Source organism: Polyangium sp. 15x6, assembly GCF_029960785.1.
GTDB lineage: Bacteria > Myxococcota_A > Polyangia > Polyangiales > Polyangiaceae > Polyangium.
The window spans coordinates 258,389-283,801 of the sequence record NZ_JASBQE010000003.1; the positions used below are offsets into that span (position 1 = coordinate 258,389).

General features: G+C 69.7%; 24 protein-coding genes. 11 read left to right on the forward strand and 13 right to left on the reverse strand.

Features of this window, described 5'->3' with window-relative positions; genetic code table 11:
* Window positions 1-75 precede the first annotated feature (75 nt).
* Window positions 76-1,164, forward strand: a complete 1,089-nt coding sequence (locus QHF83_RS04000; RefSeq protein WP_282416419.1) for a DUF6599 family protein — start codon at window positions 76-78, stop codon at window positions 1,162-1,164.
* Window positions 1,165-1,265: 101 nt separating this feature from the next.
* On the opposite strand, the gene QHF83_RS04005 is transcribed toward QHF83_RS04000, so the two are convergent.
* The 4 genes from QHF83_RS04005 to QHF83_RS04020 form a co-directional block, all read right to left on the reverse strand.
* Entirely contained in the window at window positions 1,266-2,033 is a 768-nt protein-coding gene (locus tag QHF83_RS04005; RefSeq protein ID WP_282416420.1) for a peptidylprolyl isomerase, read from the reverse strand.
* 104 nt (window positions 2,034-2,137) lie between these two features.
* Window positions 2,138-2,989, reverse strand: coding sequence for a MaoC/PaaZ C-terminal domain-containing protein (locus QHF83_RS04010; RefSeq protein ID WP_282416421.1), 852 nt, complete (start codon window positions 2,987-2,989; stop codon window positions 2,138-2,140).
* An 81-nt stretch (window positions 2,990-3,070) separates the two neighbouring features.
* A complete protein-coding gene (locus QHF83_RS04015) occupies window positions 3,071-3,835 on the reverse strand; it encodes a hypothetical protein (RefSeq protein WP_282416422.1) in 765 nt (254 codons plus the stop codon).
* A complete protein-coding gene (locus tag QHF83_RS04020) occupies window positions 3,826-6,000 on the reverse strand; it encodes a serine/threonine-protein kinase (RefSeq protein WP_282416423.1) in 2,175 nt (724 codons plus the stop codon). The genes QHF83_RS04015 and QHF83_RS04020 overlap by 10 nt, the downstream gene beginning before the upstream one ends.
* Before the next feature lie 66 nt (window positions 6,001-6,066).
* Here QHF83_RS04020 and QHF83_RS04025 point away from each other — a divergent pair, with 66 nt between their 5' ends.
* Both QHF83_RS04025 and scpB read left to right on the forward strand, forming a co-directional pair.
* On the forward strand, window positions 6,067-7,413 hold the full coding sequence (locus tag QHF83_RS04025; protein WP_282416424.1) for a segregation/condensation protein A: 1,347 nt from the start codon (window positions 6,067-6,069) through the stop codon (window positions 7,411-7,413).
* On the forward strand, window positions 7,403-9,091 hold the full coding sequence (gene scpB / locus QHF83_RS04030; protein WP_282416425.1) for an SMC-Scp complex subunit ScpB: 1,689 nt from the start codon (window positions 7,403-7,405) through the stop codon (window positions 9,089-9,091). Before QHF83_RS04025 ends, scpB begins: the two co-directional genes overlap by 11 nt.
* Window positions 9,092-9,113: 22 nt before the next feature.
* Here scpB and QHF83_RS04035 read toward each other — a convergent pair whose 3' ends face one another.
* Entirely contained in the window at window positions 9,114-9,464 is a 351-nt protein-coding gene (locus QHF83_RS04035; protein ID WP_282416426.1) for a helix-turn-helix transcriptional regulator, read from the reverse strand.
* A gap of 58 nt (window positions 9,465-9,522) precedes the next feature.
* On the opposite strand from QHF83_RS04035, the gene QHF83_RS04040 reads away from it, so the two are divergent.
* Window positions 9,523-11,037, forward strand: coding sequence for a lamin tail domain-containing protein (locus QHF83_RS04040; protein WP_282416427.1), 1,515 nt, complete (start codon window positions 9,523-9,525; stop codon window positions 11,035-11,037).
* A gap of 357 nt (window positions 11,038-11,394) precedes the next feature.
* Entirely contained in the window at window positions 11,395-12,051 is a 657-nt protein-coding gene (locus QHF83_RS04045) for a helix-turn-helix domain-containing protein (RefSeq protein WP_282416428.1), read from the forward strand.
* 116 nt (window positions 12,052-12,167) lie between these two features.
* On the opposite strand, the gene QHF83_RS04050 is transcribed toward QHF83_RS04045, so the two are convergent.
* The 4 genes from QHF83_RS04050 to QHF83_RS04065 all read right to left on the reverse strand — a co-directional run bounded on the left by QHF83_RS04050 (window position 12,168) and on the right by QHF83_RS04065 (window position 15,020).
* Complete coding sequence (locus tag QHF83_RS04050) at window positions 12,168-12,500, reverse strand: hypothetical protein (protein WP_282416429.1); 333 nt, start codon at window positions 12,498-12,500, stop codon at window positions 12,168-12,170.
* 13 nt (window positions 12,501-12,513) lie between these two features.
* Entirely contained in the window at window positions 12,514-12,831 is a 318-nt protein-coding gene (locus tag QHF83_RS04055; RefSeq protein ID WP_282416430.1) for a hypothetical protein, read from the reverse strand.
* 103 nt (window positions 12,832-12,934) lie between these two features.
* Window positions 12,935-14,320: a metallopeptidase TldD-related protein gene (locus QHF83_RS04060; protein WP_282416431.1), complete on the reverse strand. Its 1,386-nt coding sequence runs from the start codon at window positions 14,318-14,320 to the stop codon at window positions 12,935-12,937.
* Between the two features lie 40 nt (window positions 14,321-14,360).
* Entirely contained in the window at window positions 14,361-15,020 is a 660-nt protein-coding gene (locus QHF83_RS04065; RefSeq protein ID WP_282416432.1) for a hypothetical protein, read from the reverse strand.
* 74 nt (window positions 15,021-15,094) lie between these two features.
* On the opposite strand from QHF83_RS04065, the gene QHF83_RS04070 reads away from it, so the two are divergent.
* The 4 genes from QHF83_RS04070 to larC all read left to right on the forward strand — a co-directional run bounded on the left by QHF83_RS04070 (window position 15,095) and on the right by larC (window position 17,940).
* The gene (locus QHF83_RS04070; protein ID WP_282416433.1) at window positions 15,095-15,598 is read left to right on the forward strand and encodes a DUF1579 family protein; all 504 of its coding nucleotides are present in this window, start codon (window positions 15,095-15,097) and stop codon (window positions 15,596-15,598) included.
* 82 nt (window positions 15,599-15,680) lie between these two features.
* A complete protein-coding gene (larB, locus tag QHF83_RS04075) occupies window positions 15,681-16,466 on the forward strand; it encodes a nickel pincer cofactor biosynthesis protein LarB (protein ID WP_282416434.1) in 786 nt (261 codons plus the stop codon).
* 44 nt (window positions 16,467-16,510) lie between these two features.
* Window positions 16,511-16,720, forward strand: coding sequence for a hypothetical protein (locus tag QHF83_RS04080; protein ID WP_282416435.1), 210 nt, complete (start codon window positions 16,511-16,513; stop codon window positions 16,718-16,720).
* Entirely contained in the window at window positions 16,717-17,940 is a 1,224-nt protein-coding gene (gene larC / locus QHF83_RS04085; RefSeq protein WP_282416436.1) for a nickel pincer cofactor biosynthesis protein LarC, read from the forward strand. Before QHF83_RS04080 ends, larC begins: the two co-directional genes overlap by 4 nt.
* Before the next feature lie 87 nt (window positions 17,941-18,027).
* Here the strand turns inward: larC and trxA are convergent, their stop codons facing one another.
* Window positions 18,028-18,669 (reverse strand): thioredoxin, encoded by a 642-nt coding sequence (trxA, locus tag QHF83_RS04090; protein WP_282416437.1) that lies wholly within the window; start codon window positions 18,667-18,669, stop codon window positions 18,028-18,030.
* A gap of 104 nt (window positions 18,670-18,773) precedes the next feature.
* Between trxA and corA the strand changes: the two genes are divergently transcribed.
* Both corA and QHF83_RS04100 read left to right on the forward strand, forming a co-directional pair.
* Window positions 18,774-19,940, forward strand: coding sequence for a magnesium/cobalt transporter CorA (corA, locus tag QHF83_RS04095; RefSeq protein ID WP_282416438.1), 1,167 nt, complete (start codon window positions 18,774-18,776; stop codon window positions 19,938-19,940).
* 97 nt (window positions 19,941-20,037) lie between these two features.
* Window positions 20,038-21,120 carry an ADYC domain-containing protein gene (locus QHF83_RS04100; protein WP_282416439.1) on the forward strand — a complete coding sequence of 361 codons (1,083 nt, stop codon included), beginning with the start codon at window positions 20,038-20,040 and terminating at the stop codon, window positions 21,118-21,120.
* Between the two features lie 4 nt (window positions 21,121-21,124).
* Here the strand turns inward: QHF83_RS04100 and QHF83_RS04105 are convergent, their stop codons facing one another.
* The 3 genes from QHF83_RS04105 to QHF83_RS04115 are packed head-to-tail and all read right to left on the reverse strand — an operon-like array spanning window position 21,125 to window position 25,311.
* Window positions 21,125-22,336 (reverse strand): DUF790 family protein, encoded by a 1,212-nt coding sequence (locus tag QHF83_RS04105; protein WP_282416440.1) that lies wholly within the window; start codon window positions 22,334-22,336, stop codon window positions 21,125-21,127.
* Window positions 22,323-23,696 carry a DEAD/DEAH box helicase family protein gene (locus QHF83_RS04110; RefSeq protein WP_282416441.1) on the reverse strand — a complete coding sequence of 458 codons (1,374 nt, stop codon included), beginning with the start codon at window positions 23,694-23,696 and terminating at the stop codon, window positions 22,323-22,325. The genes QHF83_RS04105 and QHF83_RS04110 overlap by 14 nt, the downstream gene beginning before the upstream one ends.
* Before the next feature lie 19 nt (window positions 23,697-23,715).
* Window positions 23,716-25,311 (reverse strand): ATP-binding protein, encoded by a 1,596-nt coding sequence (locus tag QHF83_RS04115; protein ID WP_282416442.1) that lies wholly within the window; start codon window positions 25,309-25,311, stop codon window positions 23,716-23,718.
* Window positions 25,312-25,413 lie beyond the last annotated feature (102 nt).

A 25,413-nucleotide genomic window follows, 5' to 3' on the forward strand; every position in this document is an offset into this window, starting at 1 on the left:
AAGTTGCGGGATCCGGGGGGCCGGAGGCCTCGCGCCCTTGCACCGGTCTTCTGATCGTTGCATGTGCGGTCGACCATGATGCAACGGCACGCGGCAATCGGTTCCCTCCTCGCCCTCGCCCTCGTCAGCGCTTGCAAGAACGAGGAGCCTCGTGGCGCGGCGCCTCCTCCGCCTCCCGCGGCGAAACCCGCGGCCTGCGCGGGCGGCGGCGGGACCCTGTCCGACGCGCAGTCCGCGGCGTTTTTCCCGCGCACCACCGCGGGCTTTTGCCTCGACCCGAACGGCGGCGACAAGACGTACGGCGAAGGCGGCAGCCTCCCGCTCGATCAGATCTGCGACATGTTCGACGGCGAATGCGAGATCTACAAAGGCTTCGGCGTTCGCCGCGTGGTCGAGCTCAGGTACGTCGACGGCAGCGGCAGCGCGGCGACGATCGACGTGCACCTCTCGAAGTTCGGCACGACCGAGGGCGCGTACGCGATGTTCACGAAGCGCGTCGTCGGCGATGGAGATCCCGCGGGCGAGGACACGCCGCGGCCCATCGAGGGCGGAGGCGCGGCGGCGCTCGGGCTCGGGACGGCGTACCTCTGGCGCGGCGCGCACCTCGCGGAGATCACGTACAACGACGAGGCCGCGGCGGAGCCCGCGATCAAGGCGCTCGGAGACAAACTGCTCGCGCCGCTCGTGAAGGAGATCGGCGCGAAGCTGCCGGGCGAGACGGCGCTCCCGCCGGCCGCGGCGGCGCTGCCCGAGGCAAACCGGATCCCGCTCGGCGTGCGCGTGGTGACCAAGGATCTTCTGGGCATCCCGAGCACCGGCGGCGGCGCGTTCGGCTACTACAAGGACGCGGACAAACGGTATCGGTTCGCCGTGATGGTGCGCGCGGACGACGAGCAGGCGAAGGACGTGCTCGCGACGCTCGGCAAGGGGCCCGGGGCGCAGAAAGAGAAGGGGATCGGCGACGGCGCCGTGCGCTTCATGAGCAAGGAAGGCGAGGCGCCCGCGGTCGAGTGGATCGTCGCGCGCACGGGCGGCCGGCTCGTGGGCATCGGCGACGAGGTGCGCGTGCTGCGCAGCGGGATGACGGCCGACGAGGTCGCGAAGGTCTCGCTCGGCAAGGACGAGAAGATCGCGCGGCTGAAGGACGCGATCGCCAAGAAGTGAGGGAGGTGTGGGGACGCGGCGTGAAACCGCGTCCCCCTTCACCATTCGATGCTCGGGGGCTACGCTCGGCAAGCCGAGCTACGCCCCCGAACCCCCTCGAGTTACTTCGTCCTCAAAATGACGTGGTAGCCGAAGGGCGTCTCGACGAGGCCGCTGACCTCGTTGACCTTCAGCTTCTCGACCGCTTCCTGGAAGGGACCGACCATCGCGCCCTTCGGGAAGAGGCCGAGGTCGCCGCCGCGGGCACCCGCGTTCGGCTCGTCGCTGTACTCCCCGACGACGGTCTCGAACTTCGCGCCGTCCTTGACCTTCTTCAGGCCCTCCTCGGCGCGCGCCTTCGCCTCTTCCTTCGTGCGCGTGATGTTCGCGGGCGCGCGCATGCTGCCCTTGTACATCACGAGGAAGTGCTTCGCGCCGAACATCTCGCGCGGCGGCTGCTGCTGCGCAGGCGCCGTGGGGCGAGGCGGCGTGGCGGGCGTCGCCGGCGTGGCAGGCTGCGTCGCGGCCGTCTCCGTGTGCGCGGCGCCGCCCTGGGGCTTCGCGGCGAGGAAGCCGAGCGGCTTGTTGAACATGCCGAAGAAGCCGAGGATGCCGACGAGCACGAGCACGGCCAGGACGACGTGCGGCGTCCACCAGTAGGGATCCTCGTCGTCGCCGTGCGCGGCGGCGTCGTGGCCCTGGTGCTGCGCGTGCTCGTCTTCCTCTTCGTCCTCTTCTTCGTCTTCCTCTTCGTCCTCTTCCTCGTCGTCGGACTCGCCTTCCGCGCCCTCTTCCTCCTCGTCCTCTTCCTCTTCCTCCGCCTCTGCCTGCTCCTTGTCGAGCTCGGGATCCTGTTCGGCCTTGGGCTGCTTCTTGGTCTCTTTGCTCATGATGACTTCTTCAGAGAGAGGGCTTTGCCCCACCGTTCTTGCCGCGCGGGCGGCGATGATCCTGTGATCGGTCCGGTCGAGTTAGCACGCGCTTCGGCGGCTCGTCAGGCGATCTCCGCGTATCCGCCCGTGAGCACCGGGTCCGGTCTTCCCTTCACGCTCGCCTGGAGCGCCACCTTTCCACCTTCGAGCACGTATCCCCGCGTGACGATCGTGTCCCCAGGCCAGACGGGCTTGCGGAATTGCGCGGACAAAACCCGCAGGCGCGAGGCATCCCCCCCGAGAAGACCCTTCACCACGGCTCGCGCCGCGTACCCGTACGTCGCGAGCCCGTGCAGGATCGGGCCCTCGGGGAAGCCCACCGAGGCAGCGAGCGCCGGGTCGGCGTGCAGCGGGTTGGTGTCGCCCGAGAGGCGATAGAGCAGGGCTTGCTCGGGGGACGTCGTCTCCTCGTGGATGAACGTCGGCTCGCGATCCTTGGGGATCGAAGGCTCGTCCGGATCCGAGGGCGGGCGCGGGCCGCTGAAGCCGCCTTCGCCGCGGTAGAGGATCGACCAGGTCGTCTCGTAGACGCGCTCGCCGCCTTCGAGCGTGGTCGTCGTGTCGATGACGACCTGCGCGAGCTTCTTCATGTCGTAGATGCCGCGGATCGTGGCGGTCGTGAGCAACGTGCCCGAGGGCGGGATCGGCGCGAGGGCGCGGATCTTCTGGCCGCCGTGCACGACCATGGCGAAGTTGCCGCCGGTGCGCGCGAGCGACTTGAACACGGGCTCCGTCGCCGGGATCACGGCGAAGGTCGGGTAGACCCTGAGGCCGCCTTCGGTGCCCTCGTAGAGGTAGGCGAGCTCTTCGCGCTTCGCGCCGATGCCGAGCGCGTAGAGCGCGAGCGTCTTCCAGTCGTAGGTGAACGAGCTCGGCTCCGTGGTGAAGCCCAGACTCGAGAGATCGAGGGCCATTGCGCCTTCCGTTAAGGATCGAGTCGGGGACACGTACCGATCTCGCGCGGACGCGTCAATTGTCTGTCGTGGGAGGCGCGGTCAAAGCGCTAGCCGGTACGCCACGAGCAAGCCGAACTCCAGCATGTCGACGCGGCCCGAGAGCGACGCGCTGTCGCCCGTGGGCGCTTGCACGGGCTCCGTCGGGAGGAACCAGCTCGCGTACCGCAGCGTCGTCCCGAGCGACCAGTTCGGGGCCACGGTCCACTCGCCGCCGATCGCGAGGCCCGCCGCGAGACCTTCGGTCGAGAGCGTCGCGGAGCGCGGGCCGACGAAGGCCGTGTCCGCCGCGGGCTCGCGATCCGTGGCCACGGTCCAGGCGTCGCGGATGATCACCGCGCCGAGCGTCGCGCCGCCCCACCACACCCATTTGTCGTTCTGGATGCCGTAGTAGCGAAGCTGCCCCTCGACGAGGAAGTAGCTGCGATCGTGCTCGCGGCTGAGCTCGGCCGCGCCCGGGGCCGTGCCGCTGAGGAGCGAGCGCGCCCAGGAGATGCTCGCGCCGAGGCCGAAGCGGCCGATGCGGTACTGGTTGTAGACGCCGAGCGAGACGCTCGTCTCGCCCTTCTCGCAGCTCGTGCGCGAGCGCGGACAGACGTTCGCCGCGGGCAGGCTGAGCAGACCCGCGTTCACCGAGACGAGCGTGTGCGTGTAGTCCTGCGTGAGGGCCGCGGAGGCGCGGCGCGCGGCGGCGGATTCCTGGCTCTGCGCGTGGGCGCTCGAAGGGCACGCCGCGAGCGCGACGAGCGCGGCGGACGTGGCCGCGAGGGCGACGTGCAGGCGGCGAGTCGCGCGCGTCAGAGCCATGGTCCACCGGTCGGTGTGGGCGGTGGATCGGTCGTCGGCAAGGGCGGCGGCGTGGGCGGAAGCACCGCGTCGGTTGGGCCCGTCGGTTTGCCCGTGGGGTCCTTCGTCGTGGACGTGGGCGTGGGGGTCGCCGTGGGGCCGGGCGGCGTCGCGGCCGAGGCGCTCGGGAGCGGTTTGCCGTCCTTGCCCGTGGCGCGCGGCGCCGGGAAGCGGCCGTTCGGGCGTTGATCCGTGGGGACGGCGCGAGGCGCGCTGCTCGTCGTGGGCGCGAGCTCCGTGGGCGCCTTCGATTCGAGCTCGGCGACGAGGTGTTGCGCGGTCGTGAGCGAGGGGTTCAGCGAGACGGCGATGCGGGCGAGGTGCAGGGCCTCGGCGGGATCGCCGGCGTACTTGCGCCCGAGCGCGCTCGTGACGAGACGCTCGGCGGCCTCGCGGCGCAGCTCCTTGACACGCGCGTCGCCGGGCCAGCGGGTGTTCGCGGCGTCGAGGATCTCCTTGACGTTGTCGCCGGGCGGCGCGTCCCAGGCCTGGCGCTTCATGGCTTCGCGTGCGGCTTCGAGGCGGCCGTCGAGCGAGTCGGCCGTGGTCGCGCCGACGAGGCCGAGGCGCTTGCCACCCATGACGATCACGAGCGGCGCGGCGGCGAGGCAGAGGACGAGCGCGACGATGCGCGTGAGGCGCGCGCGGCGCTTCGTGTCGGCCGGCGGAGGCAAGGAGAGCGGCGTCTCCGTGCCTTGCATGGTCGACTCGCGCGCGAGCGGGGCCACGGGCGAGGCGTGCGCGTCGGGGTCCTCGGGCTCGCTCTCGTCGTCGACGATGCGCGTATCGCTCCGGATCGAAGGAGGCGCGGCGGTCGTCTCGTCCTCGTCGTCCAAGATCGCGTGGGACGAGACCGCGCGGCCCATGGACGAGGTGGGCGGTGGCGGTACGAACGGCGCGGGGGAGCTCTCCGGATCGCTTTCGATGCGTGAGGAGATCGGCAGCGGGGTCGCCTCGGGGCGCGCGGGGACGCCGCCGATCTTCGAGGCGAGATCGGTCGAGAGCTCGAGCGATTTGGTGCGCTCCTTCGAGGGCAGCTTCACCGCGCCTTGCCGCGCGAAGAGCAAGCTCGATCGCGCGAGCTCGTCCGGATCGAGGCCGCTCTGCCGCGCGGCCGCGTAGAGATCCTTGCCGAGCGCGCGCGCGTCGGCGGCGCGCGCTTCCGGCTTCTTCGCGAGGTTCTGCATGATCACCGCGGCGAGCGGCGCGGGGACGTAACTCGCGCGCGGGATGCTCCGGAGATCGGGCGGCGAATCGTGCGTGTGCTGGATCAGGAGCTGCACCGGCGACTCGCCTTCGAAGGGCGTTCGGCCGGCGAGACACTGATAGAGGATCGTCGCGATCGAGTAGACGTCGGCCGCGGGGCTCACGGGTTTGCCCTCGGCGCCCTCGGGCGAGATGTACTTCGCCGTGCCGAAGATCAGGCCCGCCTGCGTGGCCATCGAGCCGCCGCGATCGGCCCAGTCGAGCCGCGCGATGCCGAAGTCGAGGACCTTCACGAAGTCCGGGTCGTCGCCGCGGCGCACGAGCATCACGTTCTCGGGCTTGAGATCACGGTGCACGATGCCCTGCGCGTGCGCCTCGCCGACCGCGTCGCAGATCTGCAGCGCGATGTGCATCGCGCGCGGCAAAGGGAGCGCCGAGGGCTCGCCGCCGGTGCCCGCCGCCGCGAGCGCGGAGAGCAGCGACATGCCGTCGAGGTACTCCATCACGAGGTACATCTCGCCGCCCGTGCGGGGATCGCCGCGCTGCGGGATCGTGCCGGTCATGAGGACCGAGACCACGCCGGGGTGCGCGAGCCGGCTCGCGATCTTGGCTTCGCGGTGGAAGCGCCCGACGAGCTCGGCGTTTCCGCTGAGCTCGCGGTGGAGGATTTTCACGGCGACGTCGCGATCGATGCCGGCCTGGAAGGCGCGGTAGACGCGGCCCATCGATCCGATGCCGATGAGGTGCTTGATGCGGATTTGCCCCGCGAGCTCGAGGCCCGCGTACGGGTCGACCTCGGGGCTCGAGAGCGAGGGCCCCTTCACGTTCGCGAGGGGCGTGCCGTCCTGTGGGCAGAAGAGGACATCCGCGTCGTAGCGCTCGCCGCACGACGGGCAACTCTTCGTGGGGGACGGGGTCATCGGCGGGACGAGTGTAGCAGGAACGCGTGGATCCCACGCGGCCTCCGGATTACCGTCCGGGCCCAGGTGAGCAAGGCGAGGGCGAGCGCAGCGGGGAAGACCCAGGAGAAGGCGAAGGCCGCCCCTGCGCCCTCGGCCGCGAAAGGACGCGAGCCGCGCGGCAAGCCGCCCGAGGCCCCGACGCCGATCCGCGAGGCGTTGCCCGCGGCGACCGAGACGCAAGACAACGACAACGCCTATCGCATCGCGCTGCCCCAGTTCGAGGGCCCGCTCGACCTCCTGCTGCACCTCATCCAGCAGCACGAGCTCGATATCCTCGACATCCCCGTGAGCTTCATCACGCAGAAGTACCTCGAGTACCTGTCGATCATGCGGGCTCTGACGATCGATCTGGCGAGCGAGTACCTCGTGATGGCGGCGACGCTGACGCACATCAAGTCGAAGATGCTCTTGCCGGTGGTGCCCAAGGATCAGGACGGCGATGGGCTGCCGGAGGAGGAGGTCGATCCGCGGGAGGAGCTCGTCCGGCGGCTGCTCGAGTACCAGAAGTACAAGGCCGCGGCGGCGGACCTCGCGGAGCGCGGGACGCTCGGCAAGGACATATTTCCGCGCGGCATCCCGGAGGCCGTGCCGGAGGGGCCGGCGCCGTTCGCGCCGGTCGGGGTGTTCTCGCTGTTCGACTCGCTGGAGAAGCTGCTCAAGCGCACGAACACGAAGATCGAGCACCAGGTCAACTTCGACCGGATCACGATCACGGACCGGATCGTGCAGCTCACGGAGCGGCTGTCGGGGCGTCGGCGCGCGACGTTCGAAGAGCTCGTGCTCGACGATCCTGCGCGGAAAGGCGCGCCGCTCACGAAGTTCGACATCGTGATCACGTTCCTCGCGATCCTGGAGATGGCGAGGATGAAGCTGCTCCGGATCTACCAGTCGGATCCGCTCGCGACGATCCACCTGGAGCTGTCGGTGCAGGCGGGGACGAGCGAGGAGGAAGAGGACGAGCCGATCGATTGGTCTGGCGACGGCAGGGCGGCTGATCGGGAGGCGACCGAGGCGCCAAGCGACGCTAGGGCGGTCGGTCGGGAGGCGACCGAGGCGCCAAGCGACGCTAGGGCGGTCGGTCGGGAGGCGACCGAGGCGACAAGCGACGACAGGGACGTCGGTCGGGAGGTGACCGAGGCGCCAAGCGACGCTAGGGCGGTCGGTCGGGAGGCGACCGAGGCGACAAGCGACGACAGGGCGGTCGAGCGCGAGGCGACGGAGGCGCCAAGCGACGACAGGGACGTCGATCACGAGGCGACCGAGGAGCCTGTCGCGGTAAGAGATGCCGAGGAGGAGCCGACCGAGGCGCCTGACGACGACGGAGAGGTCGAGCAGGAGCCAATCGAGCCGAAGGTGAACGATGGCGACTGAGGGCGGATCGAAGCGGCGCGGGAAGTTGCGGCTCGTGCCGCCGCCGCAGCCGCAAGAGGAGGCCCCGCCGGACAGCGATTCGCCCGAGCGGCTCCGCCGCGCGGCCTGGGCATGGTTCCACCCGAAGCAGGCGGAAGCGGCGCCGGTCGCGGAAGCAGAAGCCGTCGCGGAGACGGAGCCGGTCGCGGAGACCGTCGCGGAGCCGGCGCCGGTCAAGCAGGCGAAGGGGAAGGGGAAGGCGAAGGCTGCGCCGGTCGCGGAGGCGCAGGCGGAAGCAGTCGCGGCGCCGGAAGCGGAAGCGGTCGCGGCGCCGGAAGCGGAAGCGGTCGCGGCGCCGGAAGCGGAAGCAGAAGCAGAAGCGGCGCCGGAAGCGGAAGCCGACGCCACGCCGGCCGCGGAGGCATCGACCGAGACGGCCGAGCCCAAGCGCAAGCGCGCGCCTCGCAAGCCGAAGCCCGCGCCGCTCTCGCCCGTCGAGCGGTTTCGTTCCCTCGCGGCCGCGTTCTTCCATGCGCAGCGCCTCGTCGGCAAGGTGTCCGCGAGCGCGACGAGCAGCGCCCCGGACGGCGCTGCCGACGGGCACGAAGACAACACCGCACAGGCGAGCGGTGCGGTCGCCCGCGCGCATCTGAAGGGTGTGCTGGAGGCCCTGATCTTCGCGTCCGAGCACCCGATGACGTCGCGCGACCTCGCTCGCGTGGCGAAGGCGGAGCACCGCCTCGTCGTATCGCTGCTCGGTGAGCTCGGGGCCGAGTACCGCAACCGCGGGATCCGCCTCGACGAGGTCGCCGGCGGGTACGTGTTCCGGACGAGCCCTGCGTTCGCGCCGTTCGTGCGCGAGCAGGTCGCGAAGAAGCCGGTGAAGATGACGCGCGCGCAGGTCGAGACGCTGGCGATCGTCGCGTACCGGCAGCCGATCACGCGGCCCGAGATCGACGAGGTGCGCGGCGTGGACTCGGGCGCGGTGCTCAAGTCGCTGCTCGAGCGGGACCTCGTGCGCATCCTCGGCAAGAAGGAGGAGCCGGGGCGGCCGATGCTCTACGGCACGACCGCGCAGTTCCTCGAGTTCTTCGGCCTGCGCACGCTCTCGGACCTGCCGACGCTCCGCGAGTTCACCGAGCTCTCGGACGAGTCGCGGCGCACGTACGAGCGCGAGATGGGCGAGGAGCCGCCGGAGGCGGCGGTCGCCTTCACGGACACCACGGCCGCAGCGAATGGCGGTTTGATGGGGGGCGAAGGAAACTTTGGCGCCCGTGTCGTGCCTCCGGAGACGGCTGGCGATACGGAGAGCGCGCCACGTGACGAATTTGCATTCACGGACGAGGATCGGACGCAGATGGAGAGCGGCGCGGAGGAAGCGATGAACGACGTGCAGACAGCGAGCGACGAGCAGGACGAGAAGGACGAGGTCGAGGAGCGTTTGGCCGCGGAGGAGGACGAGGACGAAGACGAGGACGAAGACGAGGACGAAGACGAGGACGAGGACGAAGACGAAGACGAGGACGAGGACGAAGACGAGGACGAGGACGAAGACGAGGACGAGGACGAGGACGAGGACGAAGACGAGGACGAGGACGAAGACGAGGACGAAGACGAGGACGAGGACGAGGACGAAGACGAGGACGAGGACGAGGACGAGGACGAAGACGAGGACGAAGACGAGGACGAAGACGAGTAGCCTTCGACCTGGTCAGGTCACGTCACGTCGTGCCGGATTCCTCGGCGGGGTCCGGGTAGGCCTCGGCGAGCTTGCCGACTTCGCGGCGCAGCTCGGCGTGCGCCACGAGCTTCCGCACGAGCTTCCACGTCTCCGGATCCGCGAGCACGGCCATCGGCGACGCCGCCACGGCCCCGCGCCGCGGCTTGCGCACGATCGCCCCTTTCCCCTTGCTCCGAAGCTCCTCCATCTTCGTGACGAAGCGCTTCGTCGGGAAGAGGTCGCCCTTCTCCCACGCGAGCACCGTCTCCTGCTCGAGACCGAGCGCCGCCGCGAGCTCCTTCGCCGTGCAATCGAGCTCCTTGCGGAGCGCCTTGATGTCATCGGGCGTCATCGGCGCGTAAACCTATCAATTTCACGCAACCGGCGGGGGCCCCGGTCGATGTACCGGCATGCAAAAGGTCGCATGCCCCCTCTTCGCCCTCGTCGTCGTCGCCTGTCGGCCTGATCTCCCGACGCCCGAAGCGGGACCTCGGCCGGCGACGCAGGCGGCCGGAATCTCGGTCGCCTTCGAGCCGGAAGCGCCGGTCACCGCGGCGCCGCGCGTGCTTCGCGTGCACGTGGCCGCAGAGCCGTCGCTCGACGAGGCGCGGCTCTTCCTCGTGCGCGGCGAGCTGCGCGACAGCCACCTCCGGCAGATCGAGCGAGACGACGTCTCGAAGGCGCTCGCCGAGCGGTTCGTGCCGAGCATCCGGTGGCGCGCGGAGGACGGCTCGGTGGTGCTCGCGCCGACGGTGCCGCTCGACCCGGGCGAGACGTACGCGGTGGCGAGCGGCGAGCCGCGGGCGAGCCTCGCGTTCGTGGTGGAGCCGGCCAAGGCGGCGCCGCTGCTCGTCCGCGCATGGCCGCCGGCCGAGGCGAGCGGGGCGGGCCTGTTCGGCCTTTACTGCGGCGACGTGACGCTGCCCGAGGTGTCGTTCGAGGCCACGCTCGCGCCGGACGGTCCCCTCGGCGCGTTCGGGCGGGGCGTCGCGCCGGCGGGCGCGGGGGGCGCTTGCCTGCGCTTCGTGGGTCGAGGGCTCGCCGCGGAGGGAGGGCCCTGGGTGCCGCCGCCCGTCGTGTGGTTGCCGGGCCTGCCCTGGCCTCTGCGGGTGGATCCGCGGCCCTTCGGGGGCACGGGGAACGACGACCTCGGCGAGACGATCGAGGGGCCGCTCGACGAGGCCCGGCTCGAGTGCGAGGCGTTCGAGGTTCCGTTCGGGCCGGGCTGCGTCGAGGTCGAGGACGATCGGCTGCTCGGGCGTGCGCCCGCGGCGGCGATGCTCTGGGGGATCGCGGGCGAGGGGCTCGACGTGGTGATGACGACGCGGAAAAACGAGCGGTTCGTCCTCAAGGGATTGCCTGCGGGGAAGGACATCTCGCTCGACGTCACGACGATCGACGTGCACGGACGGCAAGAGCGCATGACCTTTTCCGCGACCACCCTGACGCCGATGCCACACGTCGTGCTGAACGAGGTGATGGCGAATCCGCTCGGGCCGGAGCCGGATCAGGAGTGGGTCGAGCTCTACAATGACGGGTCCGTGGAGGCGGCGCTCGGCGAGCTCGTGATCAGCGATATCGGGGGCGAAACCGTGCTGCCGGAAATAATGCTGCCGCCTGGGCGCTTTGCAGTGATCGTGAACGAGACGTTCGTCGTGGACGACGAGATCGATGTGCCGCCGGCCGAGGACGCACTCCTTTTGCGTGTGCCCGCGCTCGGGAAAAGCGGACTTGGCAATGGGGGCGAGATCGTGCGGCTGCTCGATATGCGTGGACGCACGATTTCCAGGTTTCCAGCCATTCCAAAGCCGAAGGCTGGTCAAAGTGTGGTACGGCGGTCACCCGACGCACCAGATGGAGTGAGCGATTCTTTCCAGCTGGCGGAACCCACGCCGGGGACTGCGAACACAGCGTCATTCCTTTGACTACGGAAAAACCGTGCTCGGAGGTGGCCGTGATGGAGAAGGCGTCTTACTTGCCTACAAGAGCGAACGTTCCTTGCCTGTACAGACGGGCGGGGATGTCCGCAGGAGCGAGCAAGCGGTGTCGTTCCTACATCGGAGCCAGCGGCCTCAACCTTGCTGAATCAGCGAGTCAGGAGGCCCGAGCGAAGTGGACTGGAGTCAGGGCCTCGGGTGGGCTAGTTAACAAAGCCCGCACCTTCGCAAAAAAGTGCTAGGTTTGGATACAAAGAGCAACAGGGTGGGGGGCCACCCGCTGGTGTGGTCTGCTGGTCCGGAGGGCTGGACGGGTTGGCACACCTTTCGCGTGGAGTTCGGACGATGGCCGGAGTACGGGGAGAGAAACTGCTGACCGCGTCCGACCTCGCAGCGCTGTGCGAGGTCGATCTGAAGACCATCCATAACTGGGTGGATCGTGGCCGGATCGCACATTTTCGCACGCCAGGCCGGCATTTGCGTTTCCGCGCGGCCGACGTGGCGGAGTTCCTGCGAGCTTGGGGCTACAGCGTGCCCCGTGAGCTCGCGCGGGCGAGCGCGAAAAGCGGGCTCGTGGTGGGCTCGAAGGACACGCTCGCTCATGTCACCCGCGCGCTCGGGGACATGATGCCGCTGAGGGACGTGAAGCATCCATACGATGCCCTCGTCCTCGCGGGATCGGACCCGCCGGACGTGTTCATCGTGGACGCGAAAGCGGCCGCGGCGGACGTGGACGTGGCGCACTGGATGGAAGCGCTCGAGCGGGCGTGTCGAGATGCGCGCTTCGTCGTGCTGAGCGACGAGGCGACGGGGCTGCCCCCGTTCGCGACGCGCGTGGGGCGGGCGGACGCGCAAGGCCTGCGGACCTTGCTCGTGCCCGAACCCGTGGTGCCCGCGGCCGCCGCGCCGGGCCAGGTGCCCGCCGCCGCGAATGCAAACGAGCCGGCAGCGGCGGCCCAGGAAGAGCTGCCGCCGCGCGCCGCAGGCGGTTCGTCACGGTAAAAGGACGAAAGCTCCGCTCGGCTGTCCGACGGAGGGCGAATTCGTGATTCGGGGGCCGTGCTCGTAGGAGCCGAGCATGGCCCCCGAATACCGTGGATTCGTCGAACGTGGATCGCTCAAAGACGCGAGCCGCGATCGCGACACTCGGCGAGGTCGTTCGCGTCGCTGACGCAGGCGAGGAGATCGCCCGGATCGGGGCCGAAAATGCCGGCCGTGCACCGATACTCCTCGATCACGCAGACGCTGAAATCCTCGTGTTCGACGTCGCAGCCGTAAATGGATGCCGTCTCCTCGGCCGCGTCGGCTTCGACGATGCACTCGTCATACTGGCGCTCGTTGCAATTGGTGCAATCGCAGGCGAGGTCGCAGAGGTCCGCGGAGAGGCTGCCGCAGCCCGTGGCGAGGGGCGCGAGCGCGAGGCAGGCAAGAAGAATCCAGGGCGTTCGCATGGTCATCGCGCTCCTAATCTCCGACGCAATCGTTGTAACGGTTTCGTTCGTCGTCGCAGTCGCCCCGGTGCGTCCAGTTATTGCCGCCGTCGCAGCGGAGCTCCAGCTCCAGGCACGTGAGGTAGTCGTCCCAGCGGTCCTCGCACCCGTAAATCGAGGCGACATCCTCCCGCGACTCGTATGAAACGACGCAGGCGTCGATGTCCGCGTCGTTGCCGTCGCGGCAAAGCATCTCGTCCTCGCAGAGCGCGCCATACGGAGCGCACCCGAGGCCAGTGCCGGCCAGCACGACGAGGGCGGCCAGACCCAAAGTTCGAGAAAGCGTTCTCATCGTTCGATTCTCCAACCTCCAAGGTCGGAGACTACGAGAAATTCCACGTCCGTGCGCGTCAAATTTACGCGCGCAAACGTGCTTTGTAGGGATTTCGGTCGGCTCAGGACGAGCCGGCGATCGTCATCGAAGAAATTCGCAGCGTGGGCGAAGCCGTGGAGCTCCGCAGGTCGAGGTCGTCGCCGACAGCGTCGATCCGCTGCCAGAGCTGATCGAGGTTCAGCGAGATGGTCACTTCACTGACCGGAAACGCGAGCTCGCCGTTTTCGATCCAGAATCCCGCGGCGCCGCGCGAGAAGTCGCCCGTGACGGGGTTGTAGCCGAAGCCCATCATCTCCGTGACGTAGAGGCCGCGCTGCGTGCCCTTCACGATGTCGGCGGCCTTCGTCTGCGTGGGCAGGAGCATGAAGTTCGAGGTGGAAGGCCCGACGCCGCCGCCGCCGCCGCGCGAGGCGCTGCCCGTGGGCGCGCGGCCGAGCTTGCGGCCGCTGTAGCTGTCGCAGAGGTAGGTCTTCAGGATGCCCTGCTCGACCACGAGGTTCTTGCGCGCTGCGAGGCCCTCGCCGTCGAACGGACGAGAGCCAGGGGCGCGGAGGACCAAGGGGTCGTCGACGATGGTGACGAGGTCACTCGCGACACGCGTGCCCTCACGGCCGACGAGGTAGCTCGACTTGCGCCAGACGGAGCTGCCCATGATGGCGCCGGCGAGCAGGCCCAGGATGGCGCGCGCAGCGTCGGGGTCGAAGACGACCGGGGCCTCGCAGGTGGGGACCTTGCGGGCGCCGAGCTTGCGCAGGGTGCGTCGCGTGGCCTCGCGGCCGACCACCTCGGGTGCGTCGAGGGCGTCGAGGTGGCGCTTGGCCGTCCAGTGGAAGCCGCGGCGCTTCTTGCCGCCCTCGTCGTCGGCGACGGGCGAGACGACGAGCGAGGCATACGAGCCGGCATAACCGCCCGTGAAGCCGCCCGAGAGGACGAGCGCGAAGACGCCGGCGGTGCGGCTGAAGGTGGCGCCGTCGCTGTTCGTGATGCGCGGGTCGGCGTCACGGGCCGCCTGCTCGCCGCGGCGCGCGAGGTCGATGGCCTCGGCCGCGGTGACGTCGCCCCCCTTGGGGTCGTAGAGCTCGAGGTCGGGGAAGGGGCCGGCGGAGATGAGCGAGGGATCCGCCGGGCCGGCGAACGGGTCTTCCTGGGAGATGTCGACGAGCTCGAGGGCGTCGCGGACGAAGCGATCGATGCCGCGCGCGGTGAGGTCCGAGGTGGAGGTGAGGGCGACGCGGCCCTGCTTGATGACGCGCATGCCGAGGCTCTTGTGCGAGGCCTCCTCGACGAGCTCGGGTTCACCGAGGCGGACCTTGGTGCTGAGCTCGGAGCCGGAGCGCGCGATGGCCTCGGCGACGTCAGCTCCGCCCGCACGAGCGCGGCGGACGACGTCCGCGGCGAGGTTTTTCAACTCTTCGATCTCGGTCTCGAGCCGGTTCGGCGCGGTCATCGTGGGGGCAGAGCGTGGTGGACAACCGGACGCTCGTCAATCAGCGTGGCCTCCGGGTTCGACCGAGGAAGCGCGGCGGCTCGTCCGAGGTGGGCTCGGACGGCAGCACCGGCGGCGCGGGCCGTCCAGGGCGGGCGGGGATCACGGCGGAGACGTCGAAGGTTGACAGCGTCCGCGCGGTGAAGACAGCCCCGGCGACGAGGATCGCGTCCATCCAGAGGATCGCGTACCCGAGCGGGCTGCCCGGGAGCGGGCGTGTGCCGAAGTCGCTCTGGACCTGGTCGTAGGTGGCGTCGATGCCGAAGCGCGCGTGGAGCGTGACGAGGGGGATCAGGCCGGCGACGAGGGGGAGCGCGGCGAGCCAGGCGAGGGCGGTGAGGGAGCGGCGGGCGAGGGCTCGGCGGCCCGCGAGGAAGCCGAGGACGGGCGCCGCGGCGTCGAGCAGGACGAGCAGGAGCTCGAGCGCGGAGGGGATGGCGCGGCCGTCGACGAGGTAAGCGAACGACCAGTCGGCGGCGAAGACGGTGAAGTAAGCCGAGACCGGAGCGTAGACGAGGAGGGCGTAGAGGGCGACGGCGACGGTCGGGCGATCCCAGGACGAGGCGCCGGGGCGTTCGTCGGGGCCGTCCTCGAGGCGCGCGAGCCACGCGAGCAGGACGCCGAGCGTGAAGCCGAAGAGCGGGGCGAGGGGAGCGGGCATGACGGACGCGGAGGGAGCCGGGCTAGCGCGGGGGAGCTGGGATGTCCACGGCGCGTTCGCTTATGCTGCGTCGCATGGAACAAGTGAACCTCGAAACCGAGCGGACGGGGCCCTACGAGCGCGACAGCGCGCACGAGCGTCTCGCGCGGCTCGCGGGCGTGTGGCGGGGGACGGCGCGGACCATCATGGGGCCGGGCGCGGAGCCTCTCGAAGCGGCCTGGGAAGGGCGGATCGCGGAGATCCTGGGCGGGAGGTTCGTCCGGTTCGCGTATCGATCGAGCGTCGAGGAGAAGCCGATCGCCGGGGAGATGCTGATCGCGTTCGAGTCGGGCGAGAAGCTCTGGCGGACCTCGTGGGTGGACAGCTTCCACACGGGCACGATGATCCTCGTGTCCGAGGGCAGCGGGGCGGACATCGACGTTCGGGGCACTTATTTCGCGGCGGAAGGGCACCCGCGCTGGGGGTGGCGCACCGTCGTCGACGACGCGCAGGCCGACAAGCTCACGATCCGCATGTACAACATCACGCCCGACGGACAGGAGTTCCTCGGCGTGGAGATCTCGCTCGCGCGCGGGTGAGCGGGCGGGGGCGAGCGCGCGCATCGGGGCGGGATCGGCCGTGCGTTGCGCGCGGGCGCCCACCGGGCTAAGGGCTCCCGCGATGGATCCCAGGCGCGTGGAGGAGCTGCTCGACCGTGTGCGGCGTGGGGACGTGACGGTCGAGCAGGCGGTCGAGGCGCTCAAGAGTTTGCCGTTCCGCGACCTCGGGTACGCGACGGTCGATCATCACCGCGCGCTCCGGCAAGGTGTGCCCGAGGTGATCTTCGGCGAGGGGAAGAGCGGCGAGCAGATCGCGGGGATCGCCGAGGAGATGGTGCGCGCCGGGACGAACGTGCTCGTGACGCGGATCGACGCGCAGAAGGCGGCGATCGTGGGACAACGCGTGCCGAGCTTCCGGTTTGCGCCGCTCGCGCGGACGGGGAGCGTGGAGATCGCCCCGCCCCCGAAGCGTCCGTGCGCGCCGGTCGCGGTGGTGACGGCCGGGACGAGCGACAACGAGGTGGCCGAGGAGGCGGCGGAGACGCTGTCCGCGCTGGGGCTCGAGCCGCTCCGGATCTACGACATCGGCGTCGCGGGCATCCATCGGCTCCTGCATCGCGTGGAGGAGCTGCGGCGCGCGTCGGCGGCGATCGTGTGTGCGGGGATGGAAGGGGCGCTGCCGAGCGTGGTGGGCGGGATGATCTCGACGCCGGTCGTGGCCGTTCCGACGGCGGTGGGGTACGGGACGGCGCTCGGGGGATTCACGGCGCTGTTCGCGATGCTGACCTCGTGCGCGTCGGGGGTGTCGGTCGTGAACATCGGCAACGGGTTCGGCGCGGCGATGGCCGTGCACCGCATGATGCCGAAAGCCTCGCAAGCGACCGAGCAGCCGAAGACCGCAGGCTGAGCAAGGAGCACAGCACGTGCACGGACACGGACACGATCACGGGCATGGGCATGGGCACGACCATGACCACGGGCACGATCACGACCATCACCATCACCACGATCACGCGCACGGCCACGTGCATCACGCGCACGTGCACGGGCACGCGCATACGCACGATCGCCCGCATACGCACGCGCATGCGCCCGGGCCTTCGCACGATCACGGGCACGTGCACGGGCATGATCAGGGCCGCGGGCACGAGCATCCGGTGAGGACGCCGCTCCTCGAGCAGGGAGCAGGCGTCGGAAAGATCCTCTTCTTCGACGCGTTCAGCGGCGTCGCGGGGGACATGACGATCGCGGCGCTGCTCGATCTCGGCGTGCCGCTGCTCGTGATCGAGCACGCGGTGGCGGCGCTGCCGCTCGAAGGCGTGTTCCTCGAGCGCGGGCACGTGCATCGGAGCGGCATCGTGTCGACCTCGTTCGAGGTGCACGTGGAGACGCCGCAGCCGGAGCGGACGTACGCGTCGATCGACGCGATGCTCACGTCGAGTCCGCTGGAGCCGGAGGTGCGAACGCTGGCGCGCCGGATCTTCCGGCGGCTCGGCGAGGCGGAGAGCGCGGTGCATCGGATGCCGCTCGACGAGGTGCATTTCCACGAGGTCGGCGCCGTCGACGCGATCGTGGACATCGTGGGCGCCGCCGCGGCGCTCGTGTACCTCGGGGCCGAGGTGCGCGGCGCGCCGCTGCCGATGGGGCGTGGGTTCGTCAAGGCACGTCACGGGATCCTGCCGCTGCCGCCGCCGGCGACGGTGGAGTGTCTGCGCGGGGTGCCGACGTACGGCGTGGATCTCGACGCGGAGCTCGTGACGCCGACGGGCGCGGCGATCGTCGCGACGGCGGCGGGGCGCTTCGAGCGGTGGCCCTCGTTCGCGCCGGAGCGCGTGGGCTGGGGCGCGGGGTCGCGGGAGCTGCCGGATCGGCCGAACCTCCTCAGGGTCGTGCTCGGGACGAGAGGGGGCGCCTCGGAGGAGCCCGAGGTCGGCGCGTCACACGTGGTGCTCGAGGCGAACGTGGACGACATGACGGGCGAGATGGCGGCGCACGCGATCGAGGCGCTCTTCGCGGCCGGCGCGCTCGACGCGTGGGCCGTGCCGATCACGATGAAGAAGGGGCGGCCAGCGCTCACGATCGCGGCGCTCGCGCCGGCTCCGCAAGCGGACGCGGTGGGCGCGACGCTTCTGCGCGAGACGACGTCGATCGGGCTCCGGAAGATCCCTGTGACGCGGACCGAGCGGCCGCGGCGCACGGTGGCGGTGGAGACGGCCTACGGGCGGGTGCGCGTGAAGATCAGCGAGGGGCCGTTCGGTCCGCCGCAGATCAAGCCGGAGTTCGAGGACTGTGCGGCCGCAGCGAAGACGCACGGCGTGGCGCTGCGTGAGGTGATCCAGGCGGCGCTCGCCGCGCTGGAGAACGTTCCCGGAAAAACCTGAGGAGATCGCGAAGCGAGCGCCCTCGAGGGGGTGAATCGGCCGGGCTTTGCCCGGACGAGAGGGGGACGCGAGGCGTCCCCCTTGGGACTAGGCCGGTCGTTCGATCGGAAGGCCCTCGGCTTCCCAGCCGAGAAAACCGTTCTCCAGGAACGCGATCGGCACGTCGCTCTTCGCGAGCGTCTCGGCGAGGCCCTTCGTCTTGTCGCCGGCGCGGCAGTAGAGGACGGGCTCGCCCGGCAGCATGTGGAGCTCCGCGAGGCGCGTCTCGACCTCTTCGAGCGGGATGTGCACGGCGCCCGGGATATGCGCGCGGCTGTACGCTGCGGCCTCGCGCGTATCGACGGCGACGACCTGGCCTTGCTTGAGGAGCTGCGCGAGCTCCATCGCACGGATCGCACCTTCGGCCCGCGGGAGGAAGGGATCGAGCAGCTCGCGCAGGCGCGCCTTGCGCACGGCGCCTTGGTCGCCGGCGACGGGGCGGCCGCGGAAGAACACCATGAACGTCGGCACCGCCTGCACGCGCAACGCCGCTGCGAGGCGCTTGCTCTGGTCGATGTTCACCTTGACGAACTTGGCCTTGCCTTCGAGCTCGCGCGAGAGCGCCTCGACCTCGGGCGCCACCGTTTTGCAGGGGCCGCACCAGTCGGCGTAGAAGTCGATCAGGACGGGGAGCTCGCTGCGCAGGACCTCGCGTTCGAAATCTTGCTCGGAGATGACGGGGACCGGCATGGGAGGAAGTCCATAGCGAGAGTCCCGGCCGATGGCGAGGGGTCTCGCCGCGTCCGCGCAAGCGAGCGGCGAATCGAGGCAGGGCCTTCGGTAGGATGTGCTCCGTGCAGGACACCCACGACGCCCAGCCGCCTCCTTCCTCGAAGAACCTGGCCTCGGCTCGAAGGCGGCCCCGGCCGAGCCTGATCCTCTCGAACGAGCCCACGCCCGGCGCGCCGCCCGGCACGCTGCTCGTCGAGGATCCCAACAAGCCGAAGATCTACCTCATCGACTACTGCCTCGAGCACATCGTCGAGAAGTGGATCGACTCGGTGGACGAGGCCGTGCCTTACCTGACCGACGATCGCCCGAGCGTCACGTGGATCGACGTGCAGGGGATCGGGCACAAGCCGACGTTCGAGCGGCTCGGAGAGATCTTCGGCATCCACCCGCTCGCGCTGGAGGACGTGGTGAACGTACCGCAGCGGCCGAAGAGCGACGTGTACCCGGGGCAGCAGGTGATCATCTGCCGGATGGCGCAGTCCGACAAGAAGGGCGCGCTCGTGACCGAGCAGATCGCGATCGTGTTCGGCAAGGGCTTCGTGCTGACGGTGCAGGAGGAGCCGAGCGCGGACGTGCTCGAGCCGGTGCGCGAGCGCATCCGCAAAGGACGGCAGCTCATGCGCACGGGCGGCGCCGACTACCTCGCGTACGCGCTCTTCGACGCGATCATCGACGGCTTCTATCCGGTGCTCGAGAAGATCGGCGACAAGCTCGACGAGATCGAGCTCGACGCGCTCGCCGGCAAGGACGGGACGGCGCGCCAGATCCACGACGTGAAGCGCGATCTGCTCGCGCTGCGCCGGACGATCTGGCCGCAGCGCGAGGTCGCGAACTCGCTCCTGCGGGACGGATCGCCGCACATCCAGGAGCACACGCGGGTCTACCTGCGCGACACGTACGACCACGCGGTGCAGGTGATGGATATGGTCGAGACGTTCCGCGAGATCGCCTCGGGCCTCATGGATCTGCACCTCTCCGGCGTGTCGAACCGGATGAACGAGATCATGAAGGTGCTCACGATCATCTCGACGATCTTCCTGCCGCTCACGTTCATCGCGGGCGTCTACGGCATGAACTTCGACACGGACGTGTCGTCCTACAACATGCCGGAGCTCAAGTGGCGGTACGGCTATCCGGCCTCGATCGCGTTCATGCTGTTCAGCGTGGCGGCCCTCTTCGTCTTCTATTGGCGAAAGGGCTGGATCGGGAACCGCCGCCGCGAACCGTGAGTCGCGAATCGAAAGGCGACGGTTTGTTGCTCCCCTCCGGCCCCGGCGAAACGCGCCCGTGCGCCTGGGCATCTTCCGTTCGAGAGAGGGAAGAAACATGCATTCGTGGATGTCCTGCACGTCCGAGATTGGATGGAGACGCGCCGCGGTATGGGCCCCGATCCTCCTGGGGATGCTGTTCGGCCCGGGTTGCACCGAACCGACCGGCGATCCCGACGAAGAGGAGGGGGAGGTCATCACGTCGGTCCAGGCGCTGAGCACGACGAACGGTCTCGCGCTGAACGGAATCTCGTTGAACGGACTCGCGCTGAACGGGATCTCGCTGAACGGAATCTCGTTGAACGGCCTCGCGCTGAACGGGGTGTCGATCGAGGGAACGTCGTTCGTCGGGAAGAAGGCGTCGGGCAAGCCGATGAAGCCCGAGGAGTTCGTCGGCGCGACCTTCACGGGCACGCTCAGCAATGGGCAGACGATCACGTTGCGGATCGAGGATCGCGTGTCGTCGACGCGTCCCGATGTCTCCTTGTACGAGGTCGCGTACCTGTCGAGCCCGAGCCAGGGCAAGTGGAAGAGCCTCTGCGGCGAGGGGTCGAGTGGCACGTTGCGCCGCGCGATCCCACTCGCGGGCACCTGGGATTACTCGCAGAAGAGGCCGACGAGCGGCATGCACCTGCCGTCCGAGACGAGCTTCACGTTCGCGTGCAGGCCGTACGCGATCGCGAAGTGCGTGGAGCTCGGATACATGCCGTGGGGCGGCGTGAAGGAGTGCGCCGCGCCGGGCACGTGCAAGGAGATCCCGGGCGTGCTCTTGCACCAGGCGTGCACGCGCATGCTGCGCGCCGATTACTGCGGCGACGGCGTGCCGCATACGCAGGACGGGACGGTCGTCGACGTGTGGGACGACTTCGGGATCCAGAAGTCCGTCGTGACGGACTTCGCGTTCGAAGCCGAGTGGACGCCGACGGGCGCGCGCTGCATCGAGCACACGCGGTGGCACGGCGATACGAGCGGCGCGACCGCTTCGTACGTGGACAAACATTGTTCGTCGCGATGGTCGAGCGCGCAGCCGAGCTACGACTGCGGTGGGCCGAGCTCGACGCTGCATACGGCGAAGGGGTTCGGCGTTCCGCCGCTCGTCCGCTCGCTCATCGGCAACGAGTCGGCGTTGCCCAGCGATTGACGTGTCAGCCCTTGCGACGGAGACGTTCGAGCACGGCGCGCGGCGACATCGTGGCGCGGTAGACGTAGATCTCGCCGGCCTCGTCCTCGCCGAGGACCTCCTCGCTCACGCGGAGCTGCTTGCCCACGGCGAGGAGGAACCGCGCGGGGAAACCCTTGCGCACGAGCTCGACGCGTTGCCAGACGGCCTGCCGGCTCCAGAAGCCGAAGGCCTCGAGGAACACTTCCTCGCCGGTCGTCTCGCTGCGGAAGACGAGGTCGGGGACGCAGGCGATCTCGCCGGGGAGGGCGAAGATGTGATCGTTGTCGGCGACCGACCACTCGGAGCCGAGGCGTTCGAAGGCCTGCTTGAACGCGTCGAGATCGGGGCCCGTGGAGGGGGCCTCGGCGACGTGCGAGACGAGGCCGTCTTCGGGGGTGATTTCGAGGACGGCGCGTGCCCTGGCTTTGCCCCACGCGAGCTCGGCGCGGACGTGAAAGGAGCGGAACGCGAGGACCTGCGGGAGGAACATGGCGAGGCGCAGGCCGTACTTCTGGACCGCGTCGAAGAGGCTCCACGGGCCGTCGAGCGTGATCGTGTAGCCCTCCGCGGCCGAGCCTTCGACGACATGAATCAGGCCGTGGAAGCGCGCGGCGCGGAAGAGCCGGCGGTATCGATCGGGGCTCTCGCCGGCGACGCGGACCGTGACACGCGTGGCCTTGAGCAAGACGGCCTGGGCGAGGCCGAGGTCGTAACGTTCGAGCAGGGCCTCGGGGCCGATCGAGCGGAAGGCTTCGAGCCGCTCGTTTTCGCGCAGATCGGCGTAGAGCGCGGCGTCGATCTCCGCGGGTGTTTTTCCGAGGCGCGGGGCGAGCTCGGCGAGGACCGTGTCGCGATCGAACTCGCTGCGGACGTCGAGCGCGCGGTGGGCACTGGCTGCGGCGAGGAAGACCTCGCGGCGGATCTCTTCGGGATCGACGCCTGCAGGCACGGTCCAGGCGCACTGGCCGTCGAGGACCTTGCGTAGGCCGTCGCCGACGAGGCGCGCGTCGGCAGGGACGGGGACCGCATCGAGCGCGGCCTCGATCTCGTCGCGGCTCCGGCCGACGGAGCTCGCGAGGATGCGGACGAAGTCTTTCGCGAGCGTCTTGGCGAGCTCGGCGTCGTCGCCGCGGAGGTAACGAGGGAGGACGCGGCCGCCTTTGCGGCGCACGCGGAGGAGATCACTTGTAAGCAACGTGCTCCCTCCGCTTGTCGCTCGTGTACTGCTCGGCCGTGTTCTCGGCGACGAGCTCGTAGAGCAGCGCGCGTTTGTCCTGTCCCTTGCGCAGGATGCGGCCGAGGCGCTGGACGTGCTCGCGGACCGAACCGTTGCCACTCAAAACGATGGCGACGTTCGCCTCGGGGACGTTGACGCCCTCGTTCAGGACCTTCGAGGTGACGACGGCCGTGAGATCGCCGGCGTTGAAGGCCGCGAGGATCGCGCTGCGCTCCTTGACGCGGGTCTGGTGGGTGATCGCGGGCAGGAGGAAGCGGCGCGAGATCTGGTAGACGGTCGCGTTGTCCTCGGTGAAGACGATCGTGCGGTCGTGCCGGTGGTTGTGGAGCAAGCGGGCGAGGACGTTGATCTTGCCCGGCGCGGCGAGCGCGAGCGCGCGTTGTCTGCGGTAGGCGAGGAAGGCGCGGCGGCCTGCCTCGCTGCGCGAGGAGAGGTAGAGGAAGCGGCTCCAGCCGTCGGGGGCCGACATACGGATGCCCTCTTCGCGGAGGAAGGCGACGTACTCGCCGCGGGCGGCGTCGTAGGCATCGCGCTCCTCGGCCGAGAGTGGGACGCTGATTCGTTCGGTCTCGTAAGAAGCGAGATACTCGCCGGAGAGCTCGGTGATGTCCTTGCGATAGACGATCGGGCCGATGAGCTCGTCGTACGCGCGGCCGTCGGTGCGCTCGGGCGTGGCCGTGAGGCCGAGGCGGAAGGGCGCGATGCTCATGCGCGCGGCGAGCTGGTACGAGGGGCTCGGGAGGTGATGGCATTCGTCGAAGACGACGAGGCCGAAGCGTCCGCCGAGCCGATCCATGTGGAGGTGCGCGGAGTCGTAGGTGGTGACGGTGATCGGCTCGACTTCGTGGTAGCCGCCGCCGATGACGCCGATGGAGCGGCCGAACGCGGCGGCGAGGATGTCGTACCACTGGTTCAAGAGGTCGAGCGTGGGCACGACGACGAGCGTGGAGCGCTTGCGGCCGGCGATGGCCATGGTCGCGACGTAGGTTTTTCCCGCGCCCGTCGGCAGGACGACGACGCCGCGAAAGCGATACGCGGCCCACGCGTCGAGCGCCTCGCGCTGATACGGGAAGGGCTCGTGGCGCGCGGCGGGCTCGATGTCGAGCGTGTCGTACGCGCGCGCTTCGTCGTTGAACGTGAGCTTCTTCGCGCGGAGCCAGAGGACGATGTCCGCGTAGGAAGACGCGGGGAGGCGGAAGGTGTTCTCGCGCGCGTCCCAGGCGCAGGCGGGCGGCAAGCTCGTCGCGTGGTCTTGCGCGAGGCCGTCGAGGCGCACCGTGCCGCCCTGGAACGCGAGGCGGAGGCCGTCGCTCATCATCTCGGGGGCGGAGGTTAGCTCAGGCGCGCGGGCGTGGGGCGATCGCGCGGAGGATCTCTTCGAGGTCCGCGGGCGAGAAGGGTTTTTCCAGGCACCTGTTCGGGGCCTGGGCCAGGAAACTCCGGGCATCCTGGGTGAAGGCGCCGCCCGTCATGTACACGATGCGCTCGGAGGACTCGGGCATCCGCTCGCAGAGCGCGCTGTGGATGTCGAACCCGGAGACGCCGGGCATCATCACGTCGCAGAGCACGGCGTCGTAGGGTTTGTCGGCGAGCGCTTCGAGCGCGCCCTTCCAGCTCGTCCGCCCGTCGACGTCGTGGCTGCGCTCGAGCTGGCGCACGATGGCCGAGAGGAGCGCGGGCTCGTCATCGACGACGAGGACCGAGAGGCGCGGCACGGGCGCGAGCTTCGGGATCTCGGAGCGAGGCTCCTGGCCGAGATCCACGCTCTCGGCGGGCAGGAGCGTGACGCGGACGACCGTGCCTTTGCCGACCTCGCTCTCGATCTCGATGCGGCCGCCGTGCGCGCTCACGATGCTGCGGCAGATCGAGAGGCCGAGGCCGCTGCCGACGCCGACGGGCTTGGTCGTGAAGAAGGGCTCGAAGACGCGGTTCAGGATCTCGGGCGGGATGCCGGGGCCGTTGTCGCGGATCTCGATGAGCGCGCTGCCGGAGACCTTGTGCGTGGCCGTGACGACGAGGATCTCGTTCGTCTGCGACGAGCCCTGCGGCAGGGCCTGGAGGGCGTTGACGAGCAGGTTCAAGAAGACCTGCCCGAGGCGAGCCTCGTTCGCGTGGACGAGCGGGACGTTACCGTAGCTGCGGACGAGGTGGCCGCGGTGGCGGATCTCGTTGTCGGCGACCTTGATGGAGGCGTCGAGGACGCGGCGCACGTCGATGGGGCGGCGCTCTTCCTGGTTCGCGCTGGAGAAGACGCGGAAGTCGCGCACGATCTGGGCGACACGGTCGGTGCCGTCGAGGGCCTCGCCGCAGAAGCCGAGGAGCTCGCGCGCGAGCGACTGCGTTTCGGCGTCGCCGCGCGCGCCCGAGGCGCTCGCGAGGTCTTCGAGCTTCTTCGTGACGAGCGCGATGTTGAGCGTGACGTAGGCGAGGGGGTTGTTGATCTCGTGGGCGACGCCGGCGGCGAGCGTGCCCATGGAGTTCATGAGGTTCGCCTGGTAGACGCGCGCCTCGGTCTCGATGCGCGTGGTGATGTCGCGGCAGAGGCTGATGACGGCGATGCCGCCCTCGAAGGGCGCGGGCGCGGATGCGACCTCGACGGTGATCACGCTGCCGTCGCGGCGCACGAGACGATAGGTGTAGAGCGGCGCGACCTCGTTCGTGGCGAGCATGATGCGCACGCGGCGGTTCTCGCGCGGGACGTCCTCGGCATGGAGGATGTCGCCGAGGGGGCGGCTGTAGAGCGCCTCGGTGCTCTCGTGGCCGAGGCACGCGACGAGCGTGGGGTTCACGTAGAGGATCTTGCCGCCGCGATGCACGACGACGAGCTCACTCGTCTTCTCCACGATGAGGCGGAAGAGGCCCCGGACCCCCGCGAGAGCATCCTCCACGGCGCCTTCGAAGCGGGAGGTCTGTGCGGCGTGATCGTCGTGCATGGCGTGGCCTATCCGAACGAGCCCTGAGCCATTCTAGAACGGAAGGCGGGCGCGTTTCGGGGATTCGTCGGGGCCACGAAAAGCACGCGCGGCGCGGGGGGA